25 protein-coding genes are annotated in these 24,982 nt (G+C 44.2%); 17 read left to right on the top strand and 8 right to left on the bottom strand.

Annotated elements, in window-relative coordinates; translation table 11 throughout:
• The first annotated feature begins 26 nt into the window (after positions 1-26).
• The 4 genes from O3629_RS08050 (at position 27) to O3629_RS08035 (ending at position 2,469) form a co-directional block, all read left to right on the top strand.
• Positions 27-584 carry a hypothetical protein gene (locus O3629_RS08050; RefSeq protein ID WP_371609002.1) on the top strand — a complete coding sequence of 186 codons (558 nt, stop codon included), beginning with the start codon at positions 27-29 and terminating at the stop codon, positions 582-584.
• A 110-nt stretch (positions 585-694) separates the two neighbouring features.
• Positions 695-1,390, top strand: coding sequence for an AzlC family ABC transporter permease (locus tag O3629_RS08045; RefSeq protein WP_070466628.1), 696 nt, complete (start codon positions 695-697; stop codon positions 1,388-1,390).
• Positions 1,377-1,703 carry an AzlD domain-containing protein gene (locus O3629_RS08040; RefSeq protein ID WP_371609001.1) on the top strand — a complete coding sequence of 109 codons (327 nt, stop codon included), beginning with the start codon at positions 1,377-1,379 and terminating at the stop codon, positions 1,701-1,703. The genes O3629_RS08045 and O3629_RS08040 overlap by 14 nt, the downstream gene beginning before the upstream one ends.
• A gap of 103 nt (positions 1,704-1,806) precedes the next feature.
• A complete protein-coding gene (locus tag O3629_RS08035) occupies positions 1,807-2,469 on the top strand; it encodes a hypothetical protein (protein WP_049507503.1) in 663 nt (220 codons plus the stop codon).
• Between the two features lie 322 nt (positions 2,470-2,791).
• Here the strand turns inward: O3629_RS08035 and O3629_RS08030 are convergent, their stop codons facing one another.
• The 5 genes from O3629_RS08030 to larA all read right to left on the bottom strand — a co-directional run bounded on the left by O3629_RS08030 (position 2,792) and on the right by larA (position 8,300).
• Positions 2,792-3,964 (bottom strand): NAD(P)/FAD-dependent oxidoreductase, encoded by a 1,173-nt coding sequence (locus tag O3629_RS08030; protein WP_070466626.1) that lies wholly within the window; start codon positions 3,962-3,964, stop codon positions 2,792-2,794.
• A 136-nt stretch (positions 3,965-4,100) separates the two neighbouring features.
• A complete protein-coding gene (gene larD / locus O3629_RS08025; protein ID WP_024056458.1) occupies positions 4,101-4,814 on the bottom strand; it encodes a D/L-lactic acid transporter LarD in 714 nt (237 codons plus the stop codon).
• A gap of 20 nt (positions 4,815-4,834) precedes the next feature.
• Positions 4,835-6,250 (bottom strand): nickel pincer cofactor biosynthesis protein LarC, encoded by a 1,416-nt coding sequence (gene larC / locus O3629_RS08020; RefSeq protein WP_371609000.1) that lies wholly within the window; start codon positions 6,248-6,250, stop codon positions 4,835-4,837.
• Entirely contained in the window at positions 6,250-7,017 is a 768-nt protein-coding gene (gene larB, locus O3629_RS08015) for a nickel pincer cofactor biosynthesis protein LarB (protein ID WP_070466622.1), read from the bottom strand. The genes larC and larB overlap by 1 nt, the downstream gene beginning before the upstream one ends.
• Before the next feature lie 8 nt (positions 7,018-7,025).
• Entirely contained in the window at positions 7,026-8,300 is a 1,275-nt protein-coding gene (larA, locus tag O3629_RS08010) for a nickel-dependent lactate racemase (RefSeq protein ID WP_049489292.1), read from the bottom strand.
• 160 nt (positions 8,301-8,460) lie between these two features.
• Between larA and O3629_RS08005 the strand changes: the two genes are divergently transcribed.
• The 4 genes from O3629_RS08005 to O3629_RS07990 all read left to right on the top strand — a co-directional run bounded on the left by O3629_RS08005 (position 8,461) and on the right by O3629_RS07990 (position 10,966).
• Positions 8,461-9,126: a Crp/Fnr family transcriptional regulator gene (locus O3629_RS08005; protein ID WP_021153951.1), complete on the top strand. Its 666-nt coding sequence runs from the start codon at positions 8,461-8,463 to the stop codon at positions 9,124-9,126.
• A 1-nt stretch (position 9,127) separates the two neighbouring features.
• Complete coding sequence (gene larE / locus O3629_RS08000; protein WP_023919180.1) at positions 9,128-9,976, top strand: ATP-dependent sacrificial sulfur transferase LarE; 849 nt, start codon at positions 9,128-9,130, stop codon at positions 9,974-9,976.
• Between the two features lie 3 nt (positions 9,977-9,979).
• Positions 9,980-10,504 carry a DUF924 family protein gene (locus O3629_RS07995; protein ID WP_155167269.1) on the top strand — a complete coding sequence of 175 codons (525 nt, stop codon included), beginning with the start codon at positions 9,980-9,982 and terminating at the stop codon, positions 10,502-10,504.
• 162 nt (positions 10,505-10,666) lie between these two features.
• On the top strand, positions 10,667-10,966 hold the full coding sequence (locus O3629_RS07990; RefSeq protein WP_021153902.1) for a YbaB/EbfC family nucleoid-associated protein: 300 nt from the start codon (positions 10,667-10,669) through the stop codon (positions 10,964-10,966).
• A gap of 207 nt (positions 10,967-11,173) precedes the next feature.
• Here the strand turns inward: O3629_RS07990 and O3629_RS07985 are convergent, their stop codons facing one another.
• The 3 genes from O3629_RS07985 to O3629_RS07975 all read right to left on the bottom strand — a co-directional run bounded on the left by O3629_RS07985 (position 11,174) and on the right by O3629_RS07975 (position 14,708).
• Entirely contained in the window at positions 11,174-11,767 is a 594-nt protein-coding gene (locus O3629_RS07985) for a 3'-5' exonuclease (RefSeq protein WP_070466615.1), read from the bottom strand.
• Between the two features lie 53 nt (positions 11,768-11,820).
• Positions 11,821-12,315 carry a DUF536 domain-containing protein gene (locus tag O3629_RS07980; protein ID WP_371608999.1) on the bottom strand — a complete coding sequence of 165 codons (495 nt, stop codon included), beginning with the start codon at positions 12,313-12,315 and terminating at the stop codon, positions 11,821-11,823.
• 104 nt (positions 12,316-12,419) lie between these two features.
• Positions 12,420-14,708 (bottom strand): Xaa-Pro dipeptidyl-peptidase, encoded by a 2,289-nt coding sequence (locus O3629_RS07975; RefSeq protein WP_371608998.1) that lies wholly within the window; start codon positions 14,706-14,708, stop codon positions 12,420-12,422.
• A 101-nt stretch (positions 14,709-14,809) separates the two neighbouring features.
• Between O3629_RS07975 and O3629_RS07970 the strand changes: the two genes are divergently transcribed.
• The 9 genes from O3629_RS07970 (at position 14,810) to O3629_RS07930 (ending at position 24,787) form a co-directional block, all read left to right on the top strand.
• On the top strand, positions 14,810-16,087 hold the full coding sequence (locus O3629_RS07970) for an HdeD family acid-resistance protein (RefSeq protein WP_023919173.1): 1,278 nt from the start codon (positions 14,810-14,812) through the stop codon (positions 16,085-16,087).
• Positions 16,088-16,193: 106 nt separating this feature from the next.
• Entirely contained in the window at positions 16,194-16,961 is a 768-nt protein-coding gene (locus O3629_RS07965; protein WP_024055030.1) for a CppA N-terminal domain-containing protein, read from the top strand.
• Between the two features lie 10 nt (positions 16,962-16,971).
• Positions 16,972-17,913, top strand: coding sequence for a serine hydrolase domain-containing protein (locus O3629_RS07960; RefSeq protein WP_037613944.1), 942 nt, complete (start codon positions 16,972-16,974; stop codon positions 17,911-17,913).
• A gap of 172 nt (positions 17,914-18,085) precedes the next feature.
• Positions 18,086-18,964 (top strand): mevalonate kinase, encoded by an 879-nt coding sequence (gene mvk, locus O3629_RS07955; protein WP_049498558.1) that lies wholly within the window; start codon positions 18,086-18,088, stop codon positions 18,962-18,964.
• Entirely contained in the window at positions 18,946-19,896 is a 951-nt protein-coding gene (mvaD, locus tag O3629_RS07950) for a diphosphomevalonate decarboxylase (RefSeq protein ID WP_371608997.1), read from the top strand. The genes mvk and mvaD overlap by 19 nt, the downstream gene beginning before the upstream one ends.
• Positions 19,886-20,893, top strand: a complete 1,008-nt coding sequence (locus O3629_RS07945) for a phosphomevalonate kinase (protein ID WP_003008822.1) — start codon at positions 19,886-19,888, stop codon at positions 20,891-20,893. The genes mvaD and O3629_RS07945 overlap by 11 nt, the downstream gene beginning before the upstream one ends.
• A complete protein-coding gene (gene fni, locus O3629_RS07940; protein ID WP_003008820.1) occupies positions 20,890-21,894 on the top strand; it encodes a type 2 isopentenyl-diphosphate Delta-isomerase in 1,005 nt (334 codons plus the stop codon). The genes O3629_RS07945 and fni overlap by 4 nt, the downstream gene beginning before the upstream one ends.
• A 411-nt stretch (positions 21,895-22,305) precedes the next feature.
• Complete coding sequence (locus O3629_RS07935) at positions 22,306-23,967, top strand: C69 family dipeptidase (protein WP_045759881.1); 1,662 nt, start codon at positions 22,306-22,308, stop codon at positions 23,965-23,967.
• Positions 23,960-24,787 (top strand): PrsW family glutamic-type intramembrane protease, encoded by an 828-nt coding sequence (locus tag O3629_RS07930; protein ID WP_155124626.1) that lies wholly within the window; start codon positions 23,960-23,962, stop codon positions 24,785-24,787. The genes O3629_RS07935 and O3629_RS07930 overlap by 8 nt, the downstream gene beginning before the upstream one ends.
• Positions 24,788-24,982 lie beyond the last annotated feature (195 nt).

Genomic DNA, 24,982 nt, shown 5'->3' with positions numbered 1-24,982 from the left:
TGGACAAGAATAAAAGAGTAGAAATCATGAAAAAAACAATCGTTTTGTTAGTAGCGCTTCTATCATTAACAGCATGCGCCCAGTCTCGACAGGACTCAAAAGATTCTTCGCCGAGTAAAACGGAGCAGACTTCAAAAGAGTCCTCAGCTGTTAAAAATGAAAAAGGCTTGCAGTTTGTGGTGGGACCACAATATGAAGGAACAGAATCAAACTTAATTGATCTAGGGAAGAAATTAACCAAGGAACATCCAGAACTAGGAAATCAAGGAAGCCTATCGGTCAACTATACTGGCGCAACTTTCTCATCCAATCAACAAGAATATGCCGTATTTCTATTGATTAACAAAGCTGGACTTCAAATTGATAAGGATTTTGAGTTTTCATTGAGTTGGAAATATGATGGGCAATTCATTTATCAACATCAACGGATTGGCTATAAAATTAGTGACAGTGGAACATTGCCTGATCAATCTGCCACGATTTTGACCTTGCCAATATCCAGCGAGCAAAAACAAATTGTCGAGAGCATGACACAAGAAGAAAAGATGTCATTAGAAATGTCGGATTTAAAAGTGAATCAGTAGGGGAGAGATAGAAATATATCGAGGGCTTATCCATTCTCTCTCATTGGTCCTTTTTCAAGCTTTTTTCTTGTGTTATAATAGAGCTCAATGATTCAGAAAGGAGTGAGAGAGTGGAAAAAGATTTTTGGCAGGGGGTGAGGGATGCACTGCCGACAGCTCTAGGCTATATCAGTATCGGCCTGGCTTGCGGTGTGGTGGCGTCTCCCTATCTTTCTCCTTTGGAGATGGCCTTGATGAGTATTCTAGTCTATGCTGGGGCGGCTCAGTTTGCGATGATCTCTCTGATTGCGGCCCACTCTTCGATCTTGAATATGGCCTTGACCGTGTGTTTGATCAATCTCCGGAATATGTTGATGAGTCTGCATACGTCCTCTGATTTTAAGGATGCGAGTCTCGCTCATACCATTGGGATTGGAAGTCTCTTGACCGATGAGAGTTATGGGGTTTACTTGAGTGAGAAGTTAAAGACGGATACTATTACAGTTCCTTGGATGCATGGGAACAATCTAGTAGGCTATGTAGCCTGGATCGGTGCGACGGTTATCGGAACAGCTCTGGGATCTCTCCTACCAGATCCAAAGGCTTTTGGGCTTGATTTTGCCTTAGTGGCTATGTTTATTGGGATTTTTGCAGCCCAGTTTCAAGGTATGCAACTGACAGAAAAGACCAAGACCATGCTAATGGTGCTCTTAGCAGTAGCAGTGAGTTTCTTTCTCTTCCTCTTTTTTGTTTCGCAACCGCTAGCAGTGCTAGCTGCGACCTTGATCGGCTGTTTTGTGGGGGTGGTCTGTGATGCGTGTGAATAGTTCTATCTTCATGACCATTCTGGCCTCAGCCCTCGTTACCTGGATTCCTCGGATCTTACCCTTCCTCTTAGTTAAATACAAGGGACTGCCGGCTCCTGTGACCCGCTTTCTCAAATACCTGCCCATTTCCATTATCTTTGCCTTGGTTTTATCGAGTTTAGTAGAGGGGAAAATGGGAAGTCTCCCGCAGTTCCACTGGTTGGACCTCATGGTGACCATTCCTAGCTTCTTTGTAGCCTTTCGTTACAAAAACCTTATGGGAACCGTTTTGTTTGGAATTGTCTTGATCGCTCTATTACGATTGACATTTTAAATGCAAAAATATGTTACAAAAAAATTACAATTGTTACAAAAAAAACTTGATATTTGTAATAATTGAGGTATAATGGGAGTCAGAAAGATAAAGAGGTGATCTTATGAAAAAATCAATCTTCCGTTGGAGTGCCGCTGTTCTGGTGGCTGCTTCACTTGGTCTAGCTCTCGGTGGTTGTGGTGCTAAGGATAAAAAGACAGCTTCCTCCTCCGCAAAAGTATCTACCAGTAAGGTAGAGAAAAAAACCAAAAGTAATAGCAAAAAGAGTGCAGCATCTTCTGCTCAAGCAAAAGATACAGCTAGCTCTTCAACTCAAGCCAGTAGCGCGACAGGTACAAAAGACTCTAGTAAGACCGAGAATGCGTCTGCTACGACGCAAGCTACTGTCCCTGCAGAACTAGTGGGAACTTGGGTAGGATCTAGTCCACAAGCGGATGCGATTAAAATGACAGTGGATGCCAATGGAAATGTGACAACAGTGGTAAGCTTCAAAAATGACAGCGAACCGACTCGGACGGCGACCTATACGGCAAGAGCCGTCCAAGCAACTGGAAATATCTACTATTGGAATGTTGAAGGCTTTGATGGGGCTGATGCCTTGCTCCCTGGGATCACAGGCTTAGGTGGAGCAAACTTCCGATTTGAGCCTGGTTTTGTCTTAGAAGAAGGACACTATACACCGATTGTTTTCACAACGGATCTCAATACAGAATTTGACTATACTAAATACAATGATTTCCGCTTTTCATTAACCAAAGAACAATAAAAAGACGAACTCGATGGAAAATCGAGTTCGTTTCAGATTGAAGACAAAGTCCTCTTAAAAACTTTCCTTAAGTGAGTACGGACGTCAGCGAACTTCGTAGAAGTTCCATGACTAATTATTGAGCCAAAGGTCTCAATAATTCCGAGTGCCTGAAACAAAAAGTTTCAGGCACTTTTCTCACAGCGGAAAGTTTCGGCATTTTCTTGATTCATTCTAAGAATTGGACCACATTTATATTTCTTTGTAGAATTACTTAACTTATTTTACTTTAAAATAGTTTGTCATCATTCTAAGACGAGCTCGAACAAATCGAGTTCGTTTTTTAGTAATGAGGGCTTCCTGCTACCCAACCGGTACAGAGGGCGGATGTGATATTAAAACCGCCTGTATGGGCATTGATATCGAGGACTTCTCCTGCAAAGTGGAGCCCAGGAACTAGCTTACTTTCTAGGGTTTTAGGATTGATTTCTTTGAGGCTGACGCCACCCTTGGTTACAAAGGACTTAGCTAGAGACATCTTCCCAGTGACAGGAATAGGCATCTCTTTGATTTTTTGAATGATCTCTTCTGTCTGAGTAGGAGTGAGTTGCTTGGCTTTTTCAGGGAATTCTTGCACCAAGAAATCAGCTAACCGTTCAGGAAGAAGGGTTTTGAGGCTATTTTTAATGGACTTTTCTCGATGCTCTTCTAGAAAGTCTTTTAACGCTTGAGAAGAGGTAGTCGGAAGGAGGTCCAGAGATAAGATTTCCCCACCTTTAACAAAGCTAGACATCCGAAGGGCTGCAGGGCCAGAAAGACCGAAATGCGTAAAGAGCAGGTCATGGGTGATGATGTGTTTGCCGTAGCTGAGGGTCACATCTGTCAGAGAGATCCCTTGGAGGGCCTTGTGTGGGAAGTCTGTCAAAAGAGGACTTTCTGCCGCTTCGAGATCGGTGATGGTGTGTTTGAAGTGGCGGGCAATTTCGTGTCCGTAGCCAGTAGAGCCGGTAGAAGGATAGGATTTGCCCCCAGTTGTGACAATCAGCTTGTCAGCTGTCCATATTTTTTCAGCAGATTTGACGATGAAGACGTCTTCTGGCTTGGTGACAGAGACCACTTCACAGTTGGTGGCAATGCTAGCACCAAGCTCGAGGATCTTATTTTCTAAGGCTTGAATAATGGTGCGAGATTGATCACTAACAGGAAAGACCCGACCATGGTCTTCGACTTTTAGTTTGACGCCATTATCGGTGAAAAATTGGATGATATCATGATTATCAAATTGGGAAAACACACTGTAAAGAAAACGGCCATTTCCAGGGATACCGGCCATCAAATCGTCTAAGGTACCGTTGTTCGTGACATTACAGCGGCCTCCTCCGGTACCTGCAAGTTTCTTACCTAGCTTTTTATTTTTTTCGATCAGTAGCGTAGGTTGGCCATAAGAGGCGCTGGCAATGGTCGCCATCATACCTGCTGGGCCACCACCGATGACAATGGTGTGAAAATGAGTCATGTCGTTCTTCCTTCTCTTGTTTCTTTCATGATTTGCTTTGTCCATTATATCATTTTATGGACGGCTTCGGAAATGAAGGAATCAAAAAACAAGCACCTTTCGATGCTTGTTTTTGAATGATTCTTTGATCAACTCATTACATGATTCCAAGGAAGTAACGGATGAAGAAGAAGGCAAGGACAGCACCAACAAATGGGGCAGTACCTGGTACAAGAAGACCATATTGCCAGTCGTTGTTTACTTTATCTTTGATTGGCAAGATTTGGTAAGCGAAACGAGGTCCAAGGTCACGCGCTTGGTTCATCGCGAAACCTGTAGTACCACCAAGACCCATACCGATAGCCCAAACGATCAAACCAACAGTGAATGGAAGCATTGCTTCGTTGGCATGTTCAGCAGCCATGATAGATGTCAAGAAGATAAATGTTGCGAACGCTTCGACGAAGTAGTTACGTGGAAGGTTACGGCAGTTAGGGTTTGTAGAGAAGATGTTACGGATAGCAACACCATCAATTTGACCTTCAGAAATCTTGAAGTGGTCAGCATACATAAAGTAAGCAATCAAAGCTCCAAGGAAGGCACCGATCATTTCAGCGATTGCAATTGGGAAGAATTGAGCGATTGTCAATTTACCAAGAAGGACTTTAAGCAAAGCCATTGCAGGGTTCATTGAAACGCCGCCAAAGACAAACAAGCAGACAGTGATACCGAATGCCCATGTAGTAATCGCAAATAAGTGTCCAGTTCCAGCATATTTTGTTTTCTTCAAAACGTCGTCACAGTGTACGCCAACCCCGAAGATAATCATCAAAGCTGTACTCATAACTTCTGCAAGTAATTGATGTGTCATGTTAATAAATGTCTCCTAAATTAATAAATATATTTTTGTAATTGGTGATAAACTTCTTGAATCGGCAACTGCATCTCCTTAGCAATACGCTGACAGTCTTCGTATTCAAGTGTTTTTTTAGTGGTAGATCCGTACTGGTTAATTTTTACCGTAACGGGTCCAAATTCCGTATCGATTTGTTCAAATCGACGTTGCATGACCTTTCGGTCGACTTGTTGGTATCGAAAACCAATGGTACTGGTTTCTTTGAACAAGAGGGCTGAAAAATCTTCCAACTGACTTCCCTGAATCAAGAGAATCAATTCAAAGCCAGGGCGATTCTTTTTCATAACGACGCTACGATAGTAGACATCTAAAGCTCCAGCGTCCAGGAAACGGTGGATAATATAACCGAGTTGCTCTGGTGTTTGATCATCGATCGTAGTGGTGATCTCAATAATTTGATCTTCCGTGTGATGAACAACAGTGGTGCTGTGAGAGGTGTCTTCTTTCAATAGCGAACCGCGTAAAGCATTGAATTTTCCGGTATCTCTTTTACCAAAGCCATAGCCGACACTTTGGATGGCAAAGTGGGATGGGATCGGTTCAAAGATCGGGTCCATTGCTTTCAAGAGGGCTAACCCTGTTGGGGTGATCAACTCTGTTTTGACGGTGAAGTCTTGAGTGATCGGAATGGTAGTTTCCTTTCTCAACTGCATGACAGCAGGAACTGGAACTGGCATTTCCCCATGGGCAACTGAGATGGTTCCACTTCCCTCCGTGAGAGGAGTGGAATAGACTGTGTCGATCTCGAGCGATTCCACTAGGATGAAAAAGCTAACGATGTCGACGATCGAGTCAATGGCACCGATCTCGTGGAAATGGATCTGCTCAACAGGCATGTTGTGCACAGCTGCTTCGGCCTTTGCGATATCAAGAAAGACTCCAAGACTTTTTTCTTTCACAAAAGGACTCAACTGTGAAGCGGCAATCAAATCGTGGATATCCGCATAACTGCGAGCATCCGCGTGGGAATGGTGATGATGGTGTTCATGATCGTGATGATGTTCGTGATCATGATGGTGTTCGTGATCATGATGATGTTCGTGATCATGATGATGTTCGTTATCATGATGATGTTCATGATCATGATGATGTTCATGATCGTGATGGTGTTCGTGATCGTGATGATGTTCGTGATCGTGATCGTGATCGTGATCGTGATCAAAATCACCTTCAATCCCCGTATCTTTCTCCCCGTGGTGAAGGTGAACATCGAAATCAGTTCCCCAAATTGCGCTTTTTGCGACGCGATGAACGTGGAGGTGAAAACCATCCACTCCCATTTTTTCGAGTTCTGTGTGAAGAAGTTCGACATCTGCCCCAAGGTCCACAAGAAGACCGTTTAGCATATCGCCACTTATTCCAGAAAAAGGTTCTAAAAATAGACTGGTCATCAGTTTTCCTTTCGATTGAGGTTGAGTCGGTTGATCATACATGCTGAATAAGCTGCACCAAATCCATTGTCAATATTGACGACGGTGACTCCAGAAGCACAAGAGGTCAACATACTCATCAAGGTCGTTAGCCCTTGAAGGTTGCTTCCGTATCCAATACTAGTCGGAACGGCAATCACAGGCACATCCACAAGACCTCCAACGACACTGACAAGAGCTCCTTCCATACCAGCAATCACGATGATCACACTGGCCTTTTGGATCTCTTCTAAGCGATTGAAGAGGCGATGGATGCCGGCGACTCCCACATCATAGATTCGGTGAACCGAATGGCCAAAGGTTTCTGCAGTGACTGCAGCTTCTTCTGCAACAGGAACATCACTTGTCCCTGCTGTGACGACCGCAATGTAGTGTTCAGGATCGGCTTCTTCTTTTTTAGAGTTGAGAACGAAGCAGCGAGCTTCTGGATAATAGTGGCCAGTCGGAAAGCGCTGAGAAAGAGCCTCTCCCTTTTGGAGAGAGACCCTTGTTGTGAGGATCGGCAATTCTTTTTCTGAAAGAAATTGCAGGATCCCTTCAATTTGCTCAACTGTCTTTCCTTCGCCGTATACGACCTCAGGGAAGCCGTTGCGACGTTGCCGGTCAGTATCAATTGCTGCATACCCTAGTTCTTTAACCCCGTTGATTTGCTCAAGCGCATCCTCTACTGAGAGATGACCTGCTTGCAAAGAACGGAGTGTCTGTTCTAGATTGGGTTGAAAATCCATGTTTGATTCTATTCAACAACGACAGAAAGTCCGTCGCGGATAACTGTTACTTTAGCATCTTTTCCTTCACGAGCAAAGGCTTTTTCAAGCGCTTCGTCAAATGAAGTTGCAAGTTCCATATGCATACCTTTGATCAATTCAGGATCTACAAGGTCAGATACAAAGATAACATGGTGGTGTACCAAAATACGTGCCAAGATTTGAGAAGTCCATTGGTCTGGGACAGTCTCTAAACGAGGTGTATTGATGGCTTGTTCCAAGAATTCTTTTGGATCTTCTACGTCAGCAAGGTTGCGATAGAAACCTTCTCCACCGTGACCGTCTGCACATCCAGCCACCATGATGATTGTTCCGCCTTCTTTGTTAGAAGCTTCGGCTGCAGTCATCCCTTTAACAGCTTGGTAGATGTTTTGGTCAAGTGGGAAACCACCGTTTGTAGAAATTGTGATGTCGCTTTCGATCTTAGACACACGTGCCAAGTCTGCAACGAAGTCACAACCGACTTTGTGGGCTTCAACCATGTCCCCAGCGAAAGATCCGATGATGTGTTTTTCGCCGTCCAATACAACGTTGACGATGAAGGCCAAGTTTGCAGTACGAGCAGCGTAAAGCATATCTTCGTGGATTGGGTTGTGGTCAAGGTTACCAGTACGTGCCTTATCAGAATTGATGAAGTCACCTGAGTGGTTCGCCATGATAGTTTTGTATGATGCGATACCTGGAAGGACTGATTTACGTCCACCTGAGAATCCAGCGAAGAAGTGAGATTCGATGAATCCTTCTGCTATCAACAAGTCAGCTTCAGCAGCGATTTTGTTGATGATACAGTCACCACCTGAAGGGAGTTGTCCAATTTTAACCATGTCATCGTCGTTTGTTGAAATGTGCATAACGATTTCTTCATTGTCAACGATTTCTTGGCCGTATTTATTGATCAATTCTTCACGAGTTGAAGGACGGTGGAAACCAGTAGCAACCAAGATACGCACGCGTGCATCAGGGTTAACTGAGCGAATACGACGCAAAATGATTGGAGTGATGATGTGAGAAGGAACGGGACGAGTGTGGTCAGAACTGATCAACACGATGTCTTTTTTGCCTTTAGCAAGTTCTTCCAAAGTAGGGCTGCCGATAGGGTTGTCCATTGAACGTTCAACAGTTTCTTCTTCAGACAGTGGGTTATGGAAGTTTTCCGCCTTAGACTCTAACAATCCTGCAAAGTTTTCATCTGGAATCTTTGCAACAATCGATTTTTTGTCGTACGGTAATTTAATTTCTACCATTATTTGCGATCTCCTTTATTAATACTGATACTTATAGTATAATTCTTTTTAAAAAGAGGTGTGCATCAATTGATGTCAACAAATGTTAACTATATTGTTTAAGAACAGGTGTATCATTAGTGTGATTTCAAGAAAGAGCAGATGGGGAGGAAAAACCGTCGTGAATTCAGAATTTTTAGTGAAATTTTTGGAAGAGAGGCGAACGCCGATCGTCAAGAAAAAATACCATAGTTACCTCTCCTATCGTGGGATCAAAGAGGATTACATCTACATCTTGAAAGAAGGTGTGGTCAAGACAAGTGTCATCATGCGTGATGGGCGTGAGTTTAACTTTTCCTATCTAAAAGCCATTGACATTGTCTCTTTGATTCGTGATGAGGTGTCCAACTATACAGACTCACCTTTCAATGTGCGAGTGGAGACAGAAGAAGCAAGTTTTTATCGTATTCCTCGGGTCAAGTTTTGGAATTTTGTCAAAGAGCATAAAGAGCTGCAGGACTATGTGAGGGACTATTATCGCAATAAACTGTCTGAAAGTATGGAGTCTCAGCAGTATATGATGATGAATGGTAAAAAAGGGGCGGTTTGTTTTCATTTGCAAAAACTAAGCAGTTTGTTTGGTGTGGAGCAAGAAGACGGCTTCTTGATTGATTTCAACATTACCAATGAAGATATTGCCGGTTTTTGTGGGATTTCGACGCGAAACAGTGTCAATCGCATTCTCAATGAATTAAAACGAGAAGGTGTTTTGGATATTCGACAGCAAAAGATCGTGATTTTGGATAATGAACGGATTGAAGAATTTATCGGAAGGGAGCTATTCTAAGATGGCAACAGAAGCACAAATCAGAAAAGAAAAAGAAGAAAAATTACAAGATATTTTACGAAAAATCGGAAAGGTAGCCGTTACCTATTCAGGTGGGATTGACAGCTCTTATCTCTTGAAGGTGGCCTTGGATACCTTGGGACCTGACAATGTTATTGCGGCCGTCGTGAACTCTGAGATGTTTTCAAATGAAGAATTCGATCTAGCGCTCGACTTGGCCGATCAGCTAGGAGCACCTGTGCTTGGACTGGAAATGAGAGAATTGAGTGATCCACGGATTGCTGCCAATACGCCCAATATTTGGTATTACACCAAACAATTGATGTACCAAACTATTAAGGATTCAGTTACAGAACTGGGCTTTAAGCAATTGGTAGACGGCAATATTATGGATGATATCGACGATTTTCGCCCTGGTATCAAGGCTCGGGACGAAGCGGGTGTCCGCAGTGTCTTGCAAGAAGCCGGCCTCTATAAGACAGAAATTCGTCAATTGGCCAAGGAAAGAGGGGTCTCCAATTGGAATAAGGTGCCATCTTGTAGCGTTGCCTCACGCTTCCCATACGGAGTGAAAATCACTTCAGAAAATGTACAACGGGTTTTTGAAGGGGAAGAGTTCCTTGTAGGACTTGGCTTTGAGCAAGTCCGTGTGCGTGTGCATGGAGACTTGGCGCGCATCGAAGTGGAAGAAGACCATCTGCTTAAAGCCATCCAACTGCATGACAAGATCAATGACTACATGAAAAAAATCGGATTTACCTATGTAGCCTTGGATTTGGCTGGATATAAGTACGGCCGGATGAATGATGCATTGGATGAAAAAACAAAAGAAAAAATTATGGCAGGTTAAGCAATGAAGGAAGTGATAAGGTTCTGGTTCGAAGAGTTGAAGCCAGAGGATTGGTTCAAAAAATCAGAAGCACTGGATCAAGAAATGCGGGAGCGCTTTGAGGAACTTTATTGGAAGGCCAGTCGTGGGGAATTGTTTCACTGGCGGGCTACGGCAGAAGGGCGTTTAGCAGAGATTTTGCTCTTGGACCAAATTCCTCGCAATATTTTTCGAGGGACTGCCCAAGCTTTTGCGACAGATTCCCTGGCCTTGGTCTTGGCCCAAGAAGGCCTAACACAAGCTCAAGAATTACCAGTTGTACAAAGAGGCTTTTTCTACATGCCCTTTATGCATTCGGAATCTTTAACCATTCATGAAGAAGCCCTGCGCCTATTTGATCAACCGGGCTTAGAAAAGCGTTTGAAGTATGAGAAGATGCACATGGACATTCTTCAACAATTTGGGCGTTATCCACATCGGAATGCCATCTTAGGACGGCCTTCGACCAAGGAAGAAGAGGAGTATTTGAAAGGACATTCTGGCTTTTAAAGGAAGATGAGGCCCACAGATTTCAAAACTCTTTTCTCTCTTCATGAAATTGCCTGAAACAGCAGGCATGATGTCAGAGTTCCCTCACCAAAGCTTTTCCAAGCGTCTAAAAAATGGTATAATGAACTGTAAATTTCAGAAGTTGGAAGGAATGTAATTGCTATGATGAATATGCAAAATATGATGAAGCAAGCTCAAAAATTGCAAAAGCAAATGGAGCAAAGCCAAGCGGAATTAGCCGCAACTCAATTTGTAGGGAAATCTGCTCAAGACTTGGTTGTTGCAACTCTTACAGGTGATAAGAAGGTTGTTTCTATCGATTTCAATGTTGCAGTGGTCGATCCTGAAGATACAGAAACGCTTTCTGATATGACGGTTCAAGCTATCAATGCTGCAATTGAAGAAATTGATGCTGCAACCAAGAAAAAACTCGGTGCTTTCGCAGGGAAATTGCCATTTTAAGCTAAGGAAGTTTTCATTAACTCAAAAGAGGCTGGGACAAAAGTCCTAGCCTCTTAATTGTTTTTGGATTGTCGAGCAAGACGCAGTGGTTGAGTGGGCTCTACTACGCTGATTTCATCAGCTTTTACAGCCCTACTCAACTGTGCGGAGGTGGGACGACGAAATCGAATTCTAACGAATTACCGATTTCTGTCCCACTCTCTCTTTTTATTCATCAAAAAATCCGGATAAGTCCAAGCCTCCGAAGGGGTTGGTGGAGAAGTTCTCTTGTTCTTCAAGGAGGGTGCGGCCTTGATCAAATTCGAGGAATTGTTCGTAGACAAGAGCTGTCATGCGGGCGTCTTCTAAGCTATCGTGTGATTTTCCTGCAACTCCCAAAAATTCTGCAACGGTGTGGAGTTGGAGATTTTTAATGCCGTGGAGGTCAGATGGACGACGTTCGAAAGCCTCGTCAAAGACATCGACGGCGTACTGGTCTTCTAGATCCAGCCCATTTTCAAGTAGGATGGGAAGGTCGCTCTTTTTGGCATTGTATCCGATCAAGGGCTGATCTCCAACGAAGGCCTTGAATTCGCTGAGGACCTGCTCTAGTTGTGGAGCATTTTGGATCTTGTCCTGGGTTATGCCAGTCAGGCCGTTAATAAAGCTTTTTAGAGGCTTATCGGTGTATACGTAGGAGTCGTAGTGGTCGACTTCTTTACCGTCCGTAAAACGTACGGCAGACACCTGGATGATCTGATAGGCGCCTTCGTATTGGTTAAATTCGAGATCAAAGGCGATATAATCTTCTAATGCTTTCATGGGAAATCTCCTGTGGTAGAAAAGAAAAGGGACTGGTAGGATCCAGCCCCGGATTATCGACGGAAAACGCGTGCCCAGAAACCTTTGCTTTCTTGCTCTTGAACTTTTTCATTGGCTTGTTCGAGTTCAAGTTTCAAGGTATCGCGGTCGTTCATTGCTTGTAAAGTCAATTGTTGTTGTTGGTCCAATTGCTTGTCTTTTTCAGCAATTTGAACGTCTTTCACGCGCAACTGTTCATCTTTCTTAGCGAGTTGCTCGTCTTTGGCCTTGAGTTGCTCGTAGAGACGGACGATTTCAGCATTTTTTTCATCCACCAAAATTTCCATCAATTCGCGTTGCTTCACATCATCGCTGACTGGCTCATCTTCAAAAATAGTTTTTTTGTAGATTTCTTCGAGCTTGATCAAGCCACTACGGGTTACAACGGTAACCCCTTTTTCATTTTTTTGTGTATCTTCTGGATCCAGCGCCTTGACACGGTTATTGACCGCCTGGCGGCTGACTCCTAAAATTTCAGCAATTTCGCTGACAGTTTTTTCAATCGCCATAACTTCCTCTAATATCTTTTTCTATGAAATACTCTATTAGATAGTAACATAAGTAGGCTAAGCTGTCAAATGAAGCCGAGTAAGGGCAAGCCTTGAGACCACGATTAGCGGGTCTCTGTCATTTCAGGAAGATAGAGGCTGGATTGTGCTAAATCAATGGTCAGTTGGTAATCGGTTTGATCGCGAACAGTGATTTCAAAGTCCGTTGTGTAAAGGACCAGGCGAAGGGTCGCTCCTTTTTCGAGCTTGTAGATGGTTGGTTGGAGATCAAAGTCAAATTCCATCCACTCGCCTGGCGTCACGGCCTCAACCTCTAAGAGATCATGACGATTTTGGAGGTTGAGATAACCTTTAGAAATTACCCGTTGGCCAGCTTCTTTGAAAGGCAACTCGGTCAAGTTGTCTAGCATATGGTAGCGACCGTTATCTAGCGTACGGACCGATAAGACTGCAGGATAGGGTTGGAGGTATTTCTTGCTTCCAAGCTCTAAGAGTTGGGCTGAGAGAAGACCTTTATTGGTGCTGGAGTGAAGTCGCAGGTGAAGGCGAGCTTTTCCGTTGAGGTGCAGGTCTTCTTCGATTGGAAGATCGATGGTTACCTGTTGCGCCTTGTCTTGGTAGAGATCGCTTAAGAAGGTCGGATAAGCCTTGCCATAGCGCTCGTAATCTTCTGTCGCATAGCGGTTTTGGATGACTTTTTCACCGTCTCCGAGTAGGAAGGTCCGCTGACTTGTTTGATTGCCAAAATCATCCAAGGAGGCCCAACTTTGTTCTCCTGTATTGTCCTGCCAGATGACAGTTGGCAATTCATAATCTGAATTGTAGCCTAGCAATTTTTTAGAGAGAAGGGCATTCATGCTCTCACGGAAGTCAATGGACTGCCAGTTGTTGAGGTAAACATGGGCTCCATTGTGGTAGAAGAGGTGTTTCTTGATGTTTGCTGGAAGAGCCTGGAACATATTAAAGACATGGAGGGGCTTCACGTTCCAGTCTTGCGAACCATGGGTGAAGACGACTTCAGCTTTGACTTTGTCTGCCTGAAGAAGGTAGTTACGGTCGTGCCAGAACTGGTTGTAGTCCCCTGTTTTGCGATCCAATTGCTCCTTGAGTCGTTTCAAATCCTCTAGATGGGCTGCATGGTGGCGGAGATAGTCACCTGCCCGAAGGGCGCGTGAATAGGTCAACTCAGCGAGCGAATCAAAATCCTCTCCAGGATAGCCCCCAGGACTCGTCACGAGTCCGTTTTCCCGGTAGTAGTTGTACCAAGAAGAGATCCCAGCCTCTGCAATGATGACTTCAAGACCATCCACACCTGTGGTTGCAAGACCGTTAGACATGGTTCCAAGGTAAGAGATCCCGGTGGTTGCGACCTTTCCATTAGACCAATCAGCTTTGACTTGGCGTTTGCGTGTGTGATCTGTAAAGGCCCGGCAACGGCCATTGAGCCAGTCGATAACGTTCTTGTAGGCTTCGATTTGTTGGTAATTTCCATTGGTCATCAAGCCTTGCGAATCTTTTGTCCCCACTCCAGATACGTAGAGATTAGCGTAGCCGCGTGGAAGGAGGTAGTCGTTGAGGGTATAGCTGGAATTGATATGGGTGAGAGTTTCTTCAGCTTCATCGACTAGCTCAGCTGAACCGACAGGATCCACCAATTCTAATTGAGGTACTTCTACTTGAATGGTATGAGGTTCTTTGACCTCGAGGTCGACATTCATATTGTAGAGGGCCTTGTCGCTGGCCTTATCGTTGGTCCCTTGGTGATAAGGACTTGCGGTCATAACAGCTGGAATCTTGCCTTCATAGCGAGGACGGATAATGCTGACCTTGACCAAGTCTGGCAGACCATCTTTGTCGGTATCGACCCGACTTTCCACATAGACGACCTCGCGGATGGCATCATGGCTCGTAAAGGTTGCGAGGCTCTTGCCGTTAAAATAGTGATACTGGTTATCTTCAGGAATCAAGCCATCGCTGACCAACTGATCGATGAGTAAATTTCCTTTTACTGTTCGAGTATTGAGAAGGTGATAGAGGTTTTCTACCAAGTTTCCATACTCAATCGGAAATTGGACTTCTTTCAAGAAGCTATCCGTATCTTCAAAATCAATAAAATAGCGGAAACCGAGTAATTGGAGGGCTACTGTGTAAAAAATGTTCGGAGACCATTCGCAGTCAGATTGGATATACGTTAAAAAGTCTGTTTTAGAATCCACCACTAGGTTAGAGAGGGGATAATCTGTATCTTTATAGGTGAAGTAAACCTTGCGGACAAACCATTCAAACAGTTCTTTTTCTGGGAGGTGGGTGGGAAGGTCAAACCCAATTTCTTTTAGTTCCTTAAGAATGTCTTTTTGGTCAACAGATAGATAGCTATATTGATTGTATTTCATAGACTGCTCCTTTTATCAGTTTCTTTTTTCTTTACTTCTTATATTATACTTGATAAAATAGTATTTGTCTAAAGACCTTTCGTCTATAAGGAGAAGGAATATTGAAAAAAATATCTTTTGAACAAGTTGCAAGAAGACGGACCTTATTGTTTGGGGTTCTTGCCGTCATTTTTGGGATTCTCATTTTTCGAAACGGCGTTGGTTTCACCAAATTTTCCTTGGATCTATTAGCCATTTACTTTTTAGTTGATGGACTAGGAAGCTTTCTTCTTCGCTTTTTGTTACGTAGCAAGTCTATTTCCTATAGCCACTCTATTTGGTTTATTTTTCTTTCACTTGCGTTGATCTGGTTGAATCGACTGAGTAGTCTGCCCGTAAACTTAGTTGTGATTTGTTTAGGGGCATATCAGTTGGGGAGTGCCATTGTCTATGGGATCACATTTTGGCTTTATAAGGCCAATCGGGTAAAAGGAGGCTGGCTCTATTTATGGGATGCGCTTTTAAACGGTGGGCTTGGTCTAGCAACTGTCTTGGAACCTGGTTCAGATGGGCACTTCCAATTTATCCTCTTGGGGGCTTATCTGGTCTTGTTGGGGATTTCTAATATTCGAGATGGTATTTTATTTGACAAAGACCAACAAGGCCAAGAGTTAAAACGTCGCTTTCGTATTAGCCTACCGGTTATCTTTGCAGCCTTTATCCCTGCTAAGGAGTTAAAACGGTTTAACCAGTTTCTTCAAAAAGGGAGCTCGGCGGGACACACAGGCCCTTATCGATTGGTGAAAAAAGAAGAAGAGGCAAGGGAATTAGAAATTTTGGTTCATACTTCTGACAGCAACTTATTTGGAGCGATTGGGCATGTAGATATTTGTTATCAGGGGAAGGTCATTTCTTACGGAAGTTACGATCCCTTTTCAGAGCGTCTATTTGGGACGATTGGGGATGGCGTACTGTTTAAAGTGGATAAGGAACCATACATCGAACTATGTAAAAAAGAGAGTCAAAAGACGCTGTTTGGCTACAGCCTATCCCTTACCGAAGAAGAGAATCAGGCAGTAGAGAAGCGTCTAGCTGAAATTGATCAGTTGTTAGAACCTTGGGATCCACCTAGGAGGTTACTGGAAGACGGTCAGCCGACCTACGCTTACAAATTGAAATATGATTTAGGGGCTGAGCTATATAAATTTACTTCTTCGCGTTTTAAATCTTACTTTGTTCTGTCTACTAATTGCTGCCTGTTAGCAGATTCCATTGTGGGACAGGCAGGAACGGCTGTATTAGATGTGCGTGGAGTGATTGCACCAGGGACCTATCAGGATTACTTAGAATACGAATTTGAAGCTCCAAACGGGCGGGTCCATACACGAACAGTATACTAAAAAAAGAAAGACAGATTTTTATTTTTGAAAAATCTGTCTTTTTTGCACAAGATTTCTTGTAAAAAGCCAGAAAATCTTTTACAATAAAAAGTGCTTGGAGGAAAGTATGACAGCAAATCAGATCGTAAGAGTGATCCCAGTCTTGAAAGTGAATAACCGAAATGTCAATCAACGCTTTTATGAAGAGACATTGGGAATGAAAGTATTAGTGGAAGAAGGAGCTCTCCTATCTTTAGGAGATGCCTCAAAAGTAGAGAAAATTGTCTTAGAAGAGTCACCGAGTATGCGTTCGCGTAAGGTCGAAGGTCCAAAGAAATTGGGTCGCATCGTGGTGAAAGTGGCACAAGCTCAAGAAATTGATTATTTGTTGGCCCGCCAGCCAGAAACAAGCGCCCTTTACCAAGGAGCTAATGGTCGCGCCTTTGAAGTTGTGTCTCCTCAAGGAGATACCATTTTCGTGCATGCTGAAGAAAATCTTGAAAGCCTAGAACCGTTGGAGAAAGCGCCTCTTGTTGACGTGCCAGAAGATTTCAAAGGTTTGACCAGCTTTGATGTGGACTTTCTTGAGGTCAATGTGGCCGATTTTGCTGAGGCTGAGAAGTTCTATAGCAACTTGCCAGCTTTGGCCCACTTTATCCATTTGCAGGAAGCTCAAGGAGAAGATCTCCAAGTGGAGAACAAGGTGACTTGGGATTTGAGCATGATCAAGGTCGAATTGGCATCTTTTGATGTGGAAGTCGTGAAAGAACGCTTGGGAGAAACTGTCGATTTTGTGCACCGTAAGGGAACTTTCTTGATTGCCAAAGATCCAAGTCAGATTGAACTCTGGTTTGAAGCCAATCAAGATCAGGTCCATATTTCTTATGAAGAATAAGAATGGAGTGATGAGCGTGAATGCAATCATCGAAAAAATTACCGAACAAATCCAAGAAGGCATCTATCCAGGTGCCTCTCTTGCGCTTTACCGCAAGGGTCAGTGGAGTGAGCACTATCTGGGACTAGCGGATCCTGAAAAAGGAGAGTCAGTAGTGGCTGACCTGGTCTATGATTTGGCCAGTGTCAGTAAGGTCGTCGGAGTCGCTACCATCTGTGCTTTTTTGTATGCGAAAGGGGAGCTTCCGCTCGATCGTCCCTTTAAAGAGTTTTACCCGCGTTTTGCTCATGAGAAGACGACCATCCGGGAACTCTTGACCCATACTTCTGGGCTGGATCCTTTTATCCCCAACCGGGATCAATTGGATGCGAGACAGTTGAAAACAGCTCTTGAAAATTTGCAGTTGAAAGAAGACAAGAGTTTTCATTACACCGACGTCAATTTTCTTCTGCTGGGCTTTTGGTTAGAAGACAGGTTTCACCAGCCCTTGGATCGTTTATTTGAAGAGCTGATCTTTACACCTTGGAAGATGACAGAGACACGGTTTGGACCGGTCGAAAAGGCGGTGCCAACGGTCCGTGGCCTTGCTTCTGGAAGTGTTCATGATCCCAAAGCGAGAGTATTGGGCTGTCATGCGGGAAGTGCTGGACTTTTTTCAACTGTTGCTGATCTAGAGCGCTTCTTAGAGCATTATCTGAAGGATGATTTTGCGCGTGACTTGTCTCAGAATTTTGCGCGTGAAGAGGGCAAGACCCGCGCTCTCGGATGGAATCTAGAGGGTGACTGGTTGGATCATACGGGCTATACTGGAACCTTCATCATGTACAATCGAAAGAGGCAGGAAGCTGTGATCTTTTTGTCTAACCGGACCTATGAGAAGGACGAACGGGCCCAATGGATCTTAGACCGCAACTCTTTGATGGACTTGATCAAACAAGAATGTGAAAAATAGAAATGGATGGCTGGGATGACGGATCCCGGCCTTTTCTTGTCTGTCCATAAGAAGGAGCTCTTCTGGGTGATTCATTTTTGGACTCCGTCTTAGGTTGGATTTCCTTCAAAAGCATCGCTTTTTTGGCTGATTTATATTAAAATAGTAATGACCTTAGTAGAGCGAGATGAATATGCATAAAGAGATAGGCGTCGGAAAGGCGCATAGTAAAATTATCTTAATTGGAGAGCATGCGGTGGTTTATGGTTATCCGGCTATTGCCCTGCCACTCCATCATATCGAAGTGATCTGCCAGATCATCCCGGCAGACAGTCCATGGATTTTGTTTGAAGATGACACATTGTCCATGGCGGTTTTTGCGTCTCTTGAGCACCTCGGGATTCGTGAGGCCCGGATTCGCTGTCGGATTCAGTCTATGGTACCGGAAAAACGGGGGATGGGGTCCTCTGCGGCGGTCAGTATCGCAGCTATTCGTGCAGTTTTTGACTATTATCAAGAGGAGCTGGACGATGAGACCTTAGAAATCCTGGTCAATCGAGCAGAAACCATTGCCCATATGAATCCAAGCGGTCTGGATGCCAAGACTTGTCTGAGCGATCAAGCCATTAAATTCATCCGGAATGTCGGCTTTTACCCGCTGGAGCTGGGTATAAAAGCGAGTTTGGTGATTGCGGATACGGGGATTCACGGCAATACCCGTGAGGCGATTCAAAAGGTTGAAGCCAAAGGGCAGGAAGTTTTATCCCATTTCCATGAGATTGGTCAGTTGACCCAGCAGGTGGAAGAGGCTCTAAAAATGAATGATCTAATGAGCCTAGGACAGGCTCTGACTACTTGTCATGACCACTTGAGAGCCGTAGGGGTCAGCTGTGAAAAAGCAGACCACCTGGTCGCCGTTGCCCTTGAAAATGGGGCCTTAGGTGCTAAAATGAGCGGAGGCGGCCTTGGAGGCTGTGTGATTGCCCTCGTCAAGGATTCTCGTGAAGCAGCAACCATTGCCCATGCATTAGAAAAAGAAGGAGCGCACCATACATGGATCGAAAACCTGTAAAGGCTAAGTCCTATGCCAATATCGCGATTATCAAATACTGGGGAAAAGAAGATGCCAAACAGATGGTCCCTTCGACCAGTTCGATTTCGTTGACCTTAGAGAATATGTATACAGAGACGAGTCTCTCTCCCTTACCAGCAGATGCGACTGCGCATGAATTTTACATCGATGGGGAATTCCAAAATCCAGCTGAGCAAGCCAAAATTGGAGCTGTGATTGATAGCTTGAAGCCAGCAGATGAAGCAGGATTTGTTCGGGTGGATACCAGCAACAACATGCCAACTGCAGCCGGTTTGTCCTCTAGCTCAAGCGGCCTCTCTGCTCTCGTCAAGGCTTGCAATCAGTACTATGATTTGGGCTTGAGTCAGGAGGAATTAGCTCAAAAAGCCAAGTTTGCTTCGGGTTCTTCTTCACGTTCTTTCTTTGGACCCTTAGCAGCTTGGGACAAAGAAAGTGGAGAAATTTATAAGGTCCAAACAGACCTAAAACTCGCGATGATCATGCTGGTCCTCAATGACAAGCAAAAGCCCGTTTCCAGCCGGGAAGGGATGAAACGTTGCATGGAGACCTCGACTAATTTCAAAGAATGGATCGAAGAGTCTCGACAAGATTACAAGGACATGCTGGACTATCTAGCTGGCAATGATTTTGAACGGGTCGGTCAGCTGACAGAGCGCAATGCCCTTGCTATGCATGCGACGACTAGAACAGCCACTCCAGCCTTTAGCTACTTGACAGAAGAAAGCCACAAAGCTATGGAATTTGTCCGTGAGCTTCGAGCTGCAGGCCATGCTTGTTACTTCACCATGGATGCAGGGCCAAACGTTAAGGTTCTCTGTTTAGAAGAAGACTTGGATCAGCTGGTGCCTTTATTTGACGCCCGCTATCGGACCATCGTATCTAAGACAAAGGACCCTCAAGATGAAGACTAAGTATCAGGTACAGACTGGAGGCAAGCTCTATCTAGCTGGAGAATACGCAGTGCTAACGCCTGGCTATGGAGCCGTGATTCAGTTTATTCCCATTTATCTGTCAGCTACTATCCAAGAATCTAGAAGCTATCAGCTAGCCTCAGATCTCTTTGGTTACCAGGTGGATTTGACCCCAAATAAGGACTACGCCTTGATTCAAGAGACCATTCGGCTCATGGAAGAGTGGCTGAAAGATCAGGGAATAGCCCCTAAACCGTTTGATCTTCACCTTAGAGGGACGTTGGGCGAAGAGGGGAAAAAGTATGGGATTGGTTCCAGCGGAAGTGTGGTCTTGCTCGTGATCAAGGCCATGGCTGCTCTGTATGAACTAGACTTAAGTCCAGATCTGCTCTTTCGACTAGCAGCAGTGGTCTTGGTGCAAAGAGGGGACAATGGTTCCATGGGCGATTTGGCTTGTATCGCCTTCGAGGACTTGATTTATTACCAATCCTTTGATCGGGCTTGGTTGCATGAAGTCTTGACTTCTCAGCCTCTTTCACAAGTTTTAGACCTGGATTGGGACTACCAGATCTGCTCGATCCAGCCAGCCATCTCTTATGATTTTCTGGTTGGTTGGACCAAGGAACCAGCGATTTCAAGTGATTTGATCCGCCAGGTCAAGGGAGCGATTAATGAAGTCTTTCTCAAAGAAAGTCAGAGCGCAGTGAAGATTCTTGAAAAAGGTCTCCGTGAAGGGAACAAAAAAGAAATTGAGACCAGTATCAAACGTGCCGATAAGAACCTAAAGTCTTTGAACCCTTTGATCTATACCCCAGCTCTAAAAGAGCTGCAAGAAGCGACAGAGGGCCTTTCTGTCTGTGCCAAATCCAGTGGTGCTGGAGGAGGCGACTGTGGAATCGCCCTTATTTTTGACCCAGTTGAGACTCAGACCTTGATAGAGCGCTGGAAGGAAAAGAATATTGAAGTCATTTACCAAGAAAGGATGGGAGATTCGTGAGCGAAAATCGAAAAGACCAGCATATTCGCTATGCCTTGGAGCAAAGCTCCTCCTATAATAGCTTTGATGAGATCGAGCTGATTCACCGATCCCTCCCCCTTGTGGATCTAGCGGAGATTGATTTGACAACCCATTTCGCAGGGCGTGATTGGGAGGTCCCTTTTTATATCAATGCTATGACAGGCGGGAGTAAACGGGCCAAAGAGATCAATCAAAAGTTGGCAGCAGTAGCCGAAGCCTGTGGGATTCTCTTTGTGACTGGCTCTTACAGCGCAGGGCTGAAGGATCCGAACGATCAATCGTATGCGGTCAAAAAAGACCATCCTCATCTTCTTTTAGCAACCAACATTGGCATCGATAAAGAGCCAGATTTGGGCTTGCGGACAGTGGAAGAGCTACACCCCCTCTTTCTTCAAGTCCATGTGAATCTGATGCAAGAGTTGCTCATGCCCGAAGGGGAGCGGATTTTCCACACTTGGAAAGACCATCTCAAGAGCTATGGGCAGGGCTTTCCAGTGCCTGTAGTCCTGAAGGAAGTTGGCTTTGGTATGGATCCCAAAACAGTTCAGGCAGCGCTAGATGCTGGGATCAAAACCGTCGATATTTCTGGTCGTGGTGGCACTAGTTTTGCCTATATTGAGAATCGTCGTGGTGGCAATCGCGCTTATCTGGATGATTGGGGACAATCAACTGCGCAGTGTCTCTTACAGTTACAGGATCAGATAGATCAGGTTGAGGTCCTAGCAAGTGGGGGCATTCGTCATCCCCTTGATATGGTCAAGGCCTTGGTCCTTGGAGCACGTGGCGTAGGACTTTCCCGCGTTTTTCTTGAGATGGTAGAGACTAAGAGTATTGAAGAAGTAATCGTCCTTGTCCAAGGCTGGAAAGAAGACCTCAGATTGCTCCTTTGTGCGCTCGGTTGTCAGAACCTGAAAGAGCTCCGTGAAGTCGACTATCTCCTCTATGGAAAATTGTGGCAAGCGAATCAACAGAGAAAATGAAGAAAAATCATTTTAGAAACTTTCCTTAGGTGAGTACGGACGTCAGCGAACTTCTACGAAGTTCCATGACTTAGTTTTGAACCTAAGGTTTCAAAACTCCCGAGTGCCTGAAACAAAAACGTTTCAGGCACTTTTCTCACAGCGGAAAGTTTTCGTATATTATGATTCATTTTGAAAATTAGAACTCTTTTATAGTTCTTTGAAGAATCACTTAACTTATTTTACTTAAAAATTAGTTCCTATTCGTTTAGGATTGGCAAAATAAGCCAATTCTTTCTTTTTTTTAAAAAGTGTTCTCCTCAAAAATTCTGATAGTTTACGAATTGTTTACGGTTGCTGGAATCGCTTGCAAAATAGGCTTGTAAAAGAGTATACTAAATAAGGAAAAACATTTTTAAAAAGGAGTTTAGGATGAAGAAGCACTATTTTCGATCAGCTGTAGCAGCCTTGCTTCCGCTTTTGTTGATTGCTCAACCTGTTGAGGCTTGTACAGGGTTCATCATCGGGAAGAAACTGACTGCTGACGGTTCGACCTTGGTAGGGCGTACAGAAGATTTAGAGCCAAACCATAATAAAAATTTTGTGGTCAGAGAGCGTGTCTACAATAAAAAAGGAGCCATCTTTGAGGATGCTGCCAATGGTTTTCAATATCCCTTGCCAGAGATTAGCTATAAGTATACAGCGGTTCCAGATGTCACCCCTGATCAGGGAATTTTTGACGAAGCAGGATTCAATGAATATGGGGTTTCCATTTCTGCCACTGTATCTGCTTCAGCAAATGACAAGATCCAAAAAGTGGATCCCTACGTCAAGGATGGCCTCGCAGAATCGGGCTTGACCAGTATCGTTCTCCCTAGTGTGAAAACCGCAAGAGAAGGGGTTGAACTCATTGCTAAGATCGTCGAAGAAAAAGGCGCTGCAGAAGGAAATATTGTGACCATTGCCGATAAAGAAGGCGTCTGGTATATGGAAATCCTATCTGGCCATCAATATGCAGCGATTCTCTTCCCAGAGGATCGATTTGCGGTCTTTCCAAATACCTTCTTCTTAGGGCATGTCGATCTATCAGATACCGAACGCACGATCGCTTCAAAAGATCTTGAAAAAGTCGCCAAAAAAGCCAATAGCTATAAGGAAGTGGATGAAAAATTCCACGTTTCTCAATCCTATAATCCGCCTTTGCAAGAAGCAGATCGCTCTCGGGTTTGGTCGGGAATCAAATCGCTAGACCCAAGCTCTCCTGTTAAATATGACGATGCGTCCTTTGACCTTCTTCATACAACCGATCGAAAATTAACCCTCCGCGATGCCATGAATCTCCAACGCAATCGTTTGGAAGGAACCAAATATAAACCACAGGATCAAATGGAGTTGGATGGAAAAGGCATTCCGAAAAAAGGAGAGTTTGATGCGGTTTATAAATACCCTATTTCCAATCCAAATGTCATGGAGGCCCATATTTTCCAACTGAAAGATGATGTCCCAGCAAGTGCAGGTGGAGGCACCATGTGGCTGTCGATGGGTAGTCCACGAAATGCTCCATACCTACCCTACTATGGCAATATTCTCAACACCTATCAAGCCTACCAAGAATTAGGGGATCATTACAATGATCGCTCTTGGTATTGGACCATTTCAAGAATCAATGACCTTGTGGCCAAGTATCCAGATTTATTCGAAGATGGGGCGATTCGTACTGAAATGGAACGATTGGAGTCTCAGTGGATGGTCGAACAAGATCTGAGTGATCAGGAACAAATCGCCCTTGCTTCTCAGCCTGAAGAAGCTAGTAAGAAGGCAACAGAGGAAAGCTTGGCGAGAGCTGAGAAAACCTTCGAACGCTTGCAAGAAATCAGAAAAGAAGCAGAACAAAAGGTAGCAGATGAACACGGAAAAAGTGCCCTGCAGGATCTAGATGACGAAGAAGATGCTGCTTATGAAGAAAAGATTGATCTCGTTGATTTTGACTATGATTACATTTTAGCAGCAGGCTTGTTCGGAGCAACCCTTCTAGCGATTGTGATCTACTTGATTCGCTCAAAGAAACAAAAGGGAGGAAAACAAGATGACTAAAATTCAAAGAGCCTCGATCTATCTTTTTCTACTGTTTGCAGGAATTGGCTTGGAGTTTGAACTCGGTCATCTTTCTCAACAAGAATTTAGCCAGTCTGCAGGCAGAGACTTGGTCTTAAACTTGTCTGTTTTAGCTGCTATTATTATCCCGCTCTATCTCTTTTCAAAACGATTGGCCAAGCAGTTGACTGTCCCAACCTATCTCTTATGGATTGCCATGTTTGGAGGAGCCTTCATAGCAGGCTGGTTGAGCTTTTCAGGCAATAGCTTGATTGATATTATGAATAGCCATGTGATCAAGGATGCCACTGTCTTTAACAAGTGGACCGATGCCTTGACGGCCCCATTTTCAGAGGAATTCTTTAAGGCTCTAGTTGCCTTTTGGGTTGTCTTGATGGTTGGCAAGAAAGATCTAAAAGCGATTCTAATTGCAGGCTTGGGCTCTGGCTTTGGTTTTCAAATCATTGAGGATTTAGGGTATGTTGCCCGCCAAACCAAAACCAGCCAATTAGCCGCTGTCACTGAGGCCATCAACCGGATCTCTGGTGGATTAGCTTCACATGCCCTCTATACAGCTGTTGTATCAGTTGGTGTCTTCCTCTTGTTGTCTCAAGTGACCCAGCAAAAGGAAAAACTTTTTGGGCTCTGGTGTGTTCTCTCAACAGTAGCCAATCACTTCTTATGGAACTCTCCGTTTTATGAAACAGACCATCGGATTAATCTTCTCGTCGGACTGCTCTTTGCCGTCCAAGTAGGGACCTTTATCGAAGTGGTGCTCTATACCAAGAAAAAGCCTGATCTGCCATTTTTAAAACAATAAGAAATTTTTTTCAAACACAAAAGAACTAAGACGTGGGTCTTAGTTCTTTTAATGTATACAAACTGTTTTTTACATAAAACAAGCTAAGTGATGCAGAATAATTAAAACTGACACATACCAATAGGCTCATTCAAACATACACTGAAACTTTCCGCAGTGAGAAAAGTGCTAGAAATAGGATTGTTTCTAGCACTC

Source organism: Streptococcus sp. 27098_8_12 (assembly GCF_041432115.1).
Classification (GTDB): Bacteria; Bacillota; Bacilli; order Lactobacillales; family Streptococcaceae; genus Streptococcus; species Streptococcus parasanguinis_V.
Note: the sequence above shows the minus strand (reverse complement) of the source record. Positions and strands in the feature narration are given on the sequence as shown.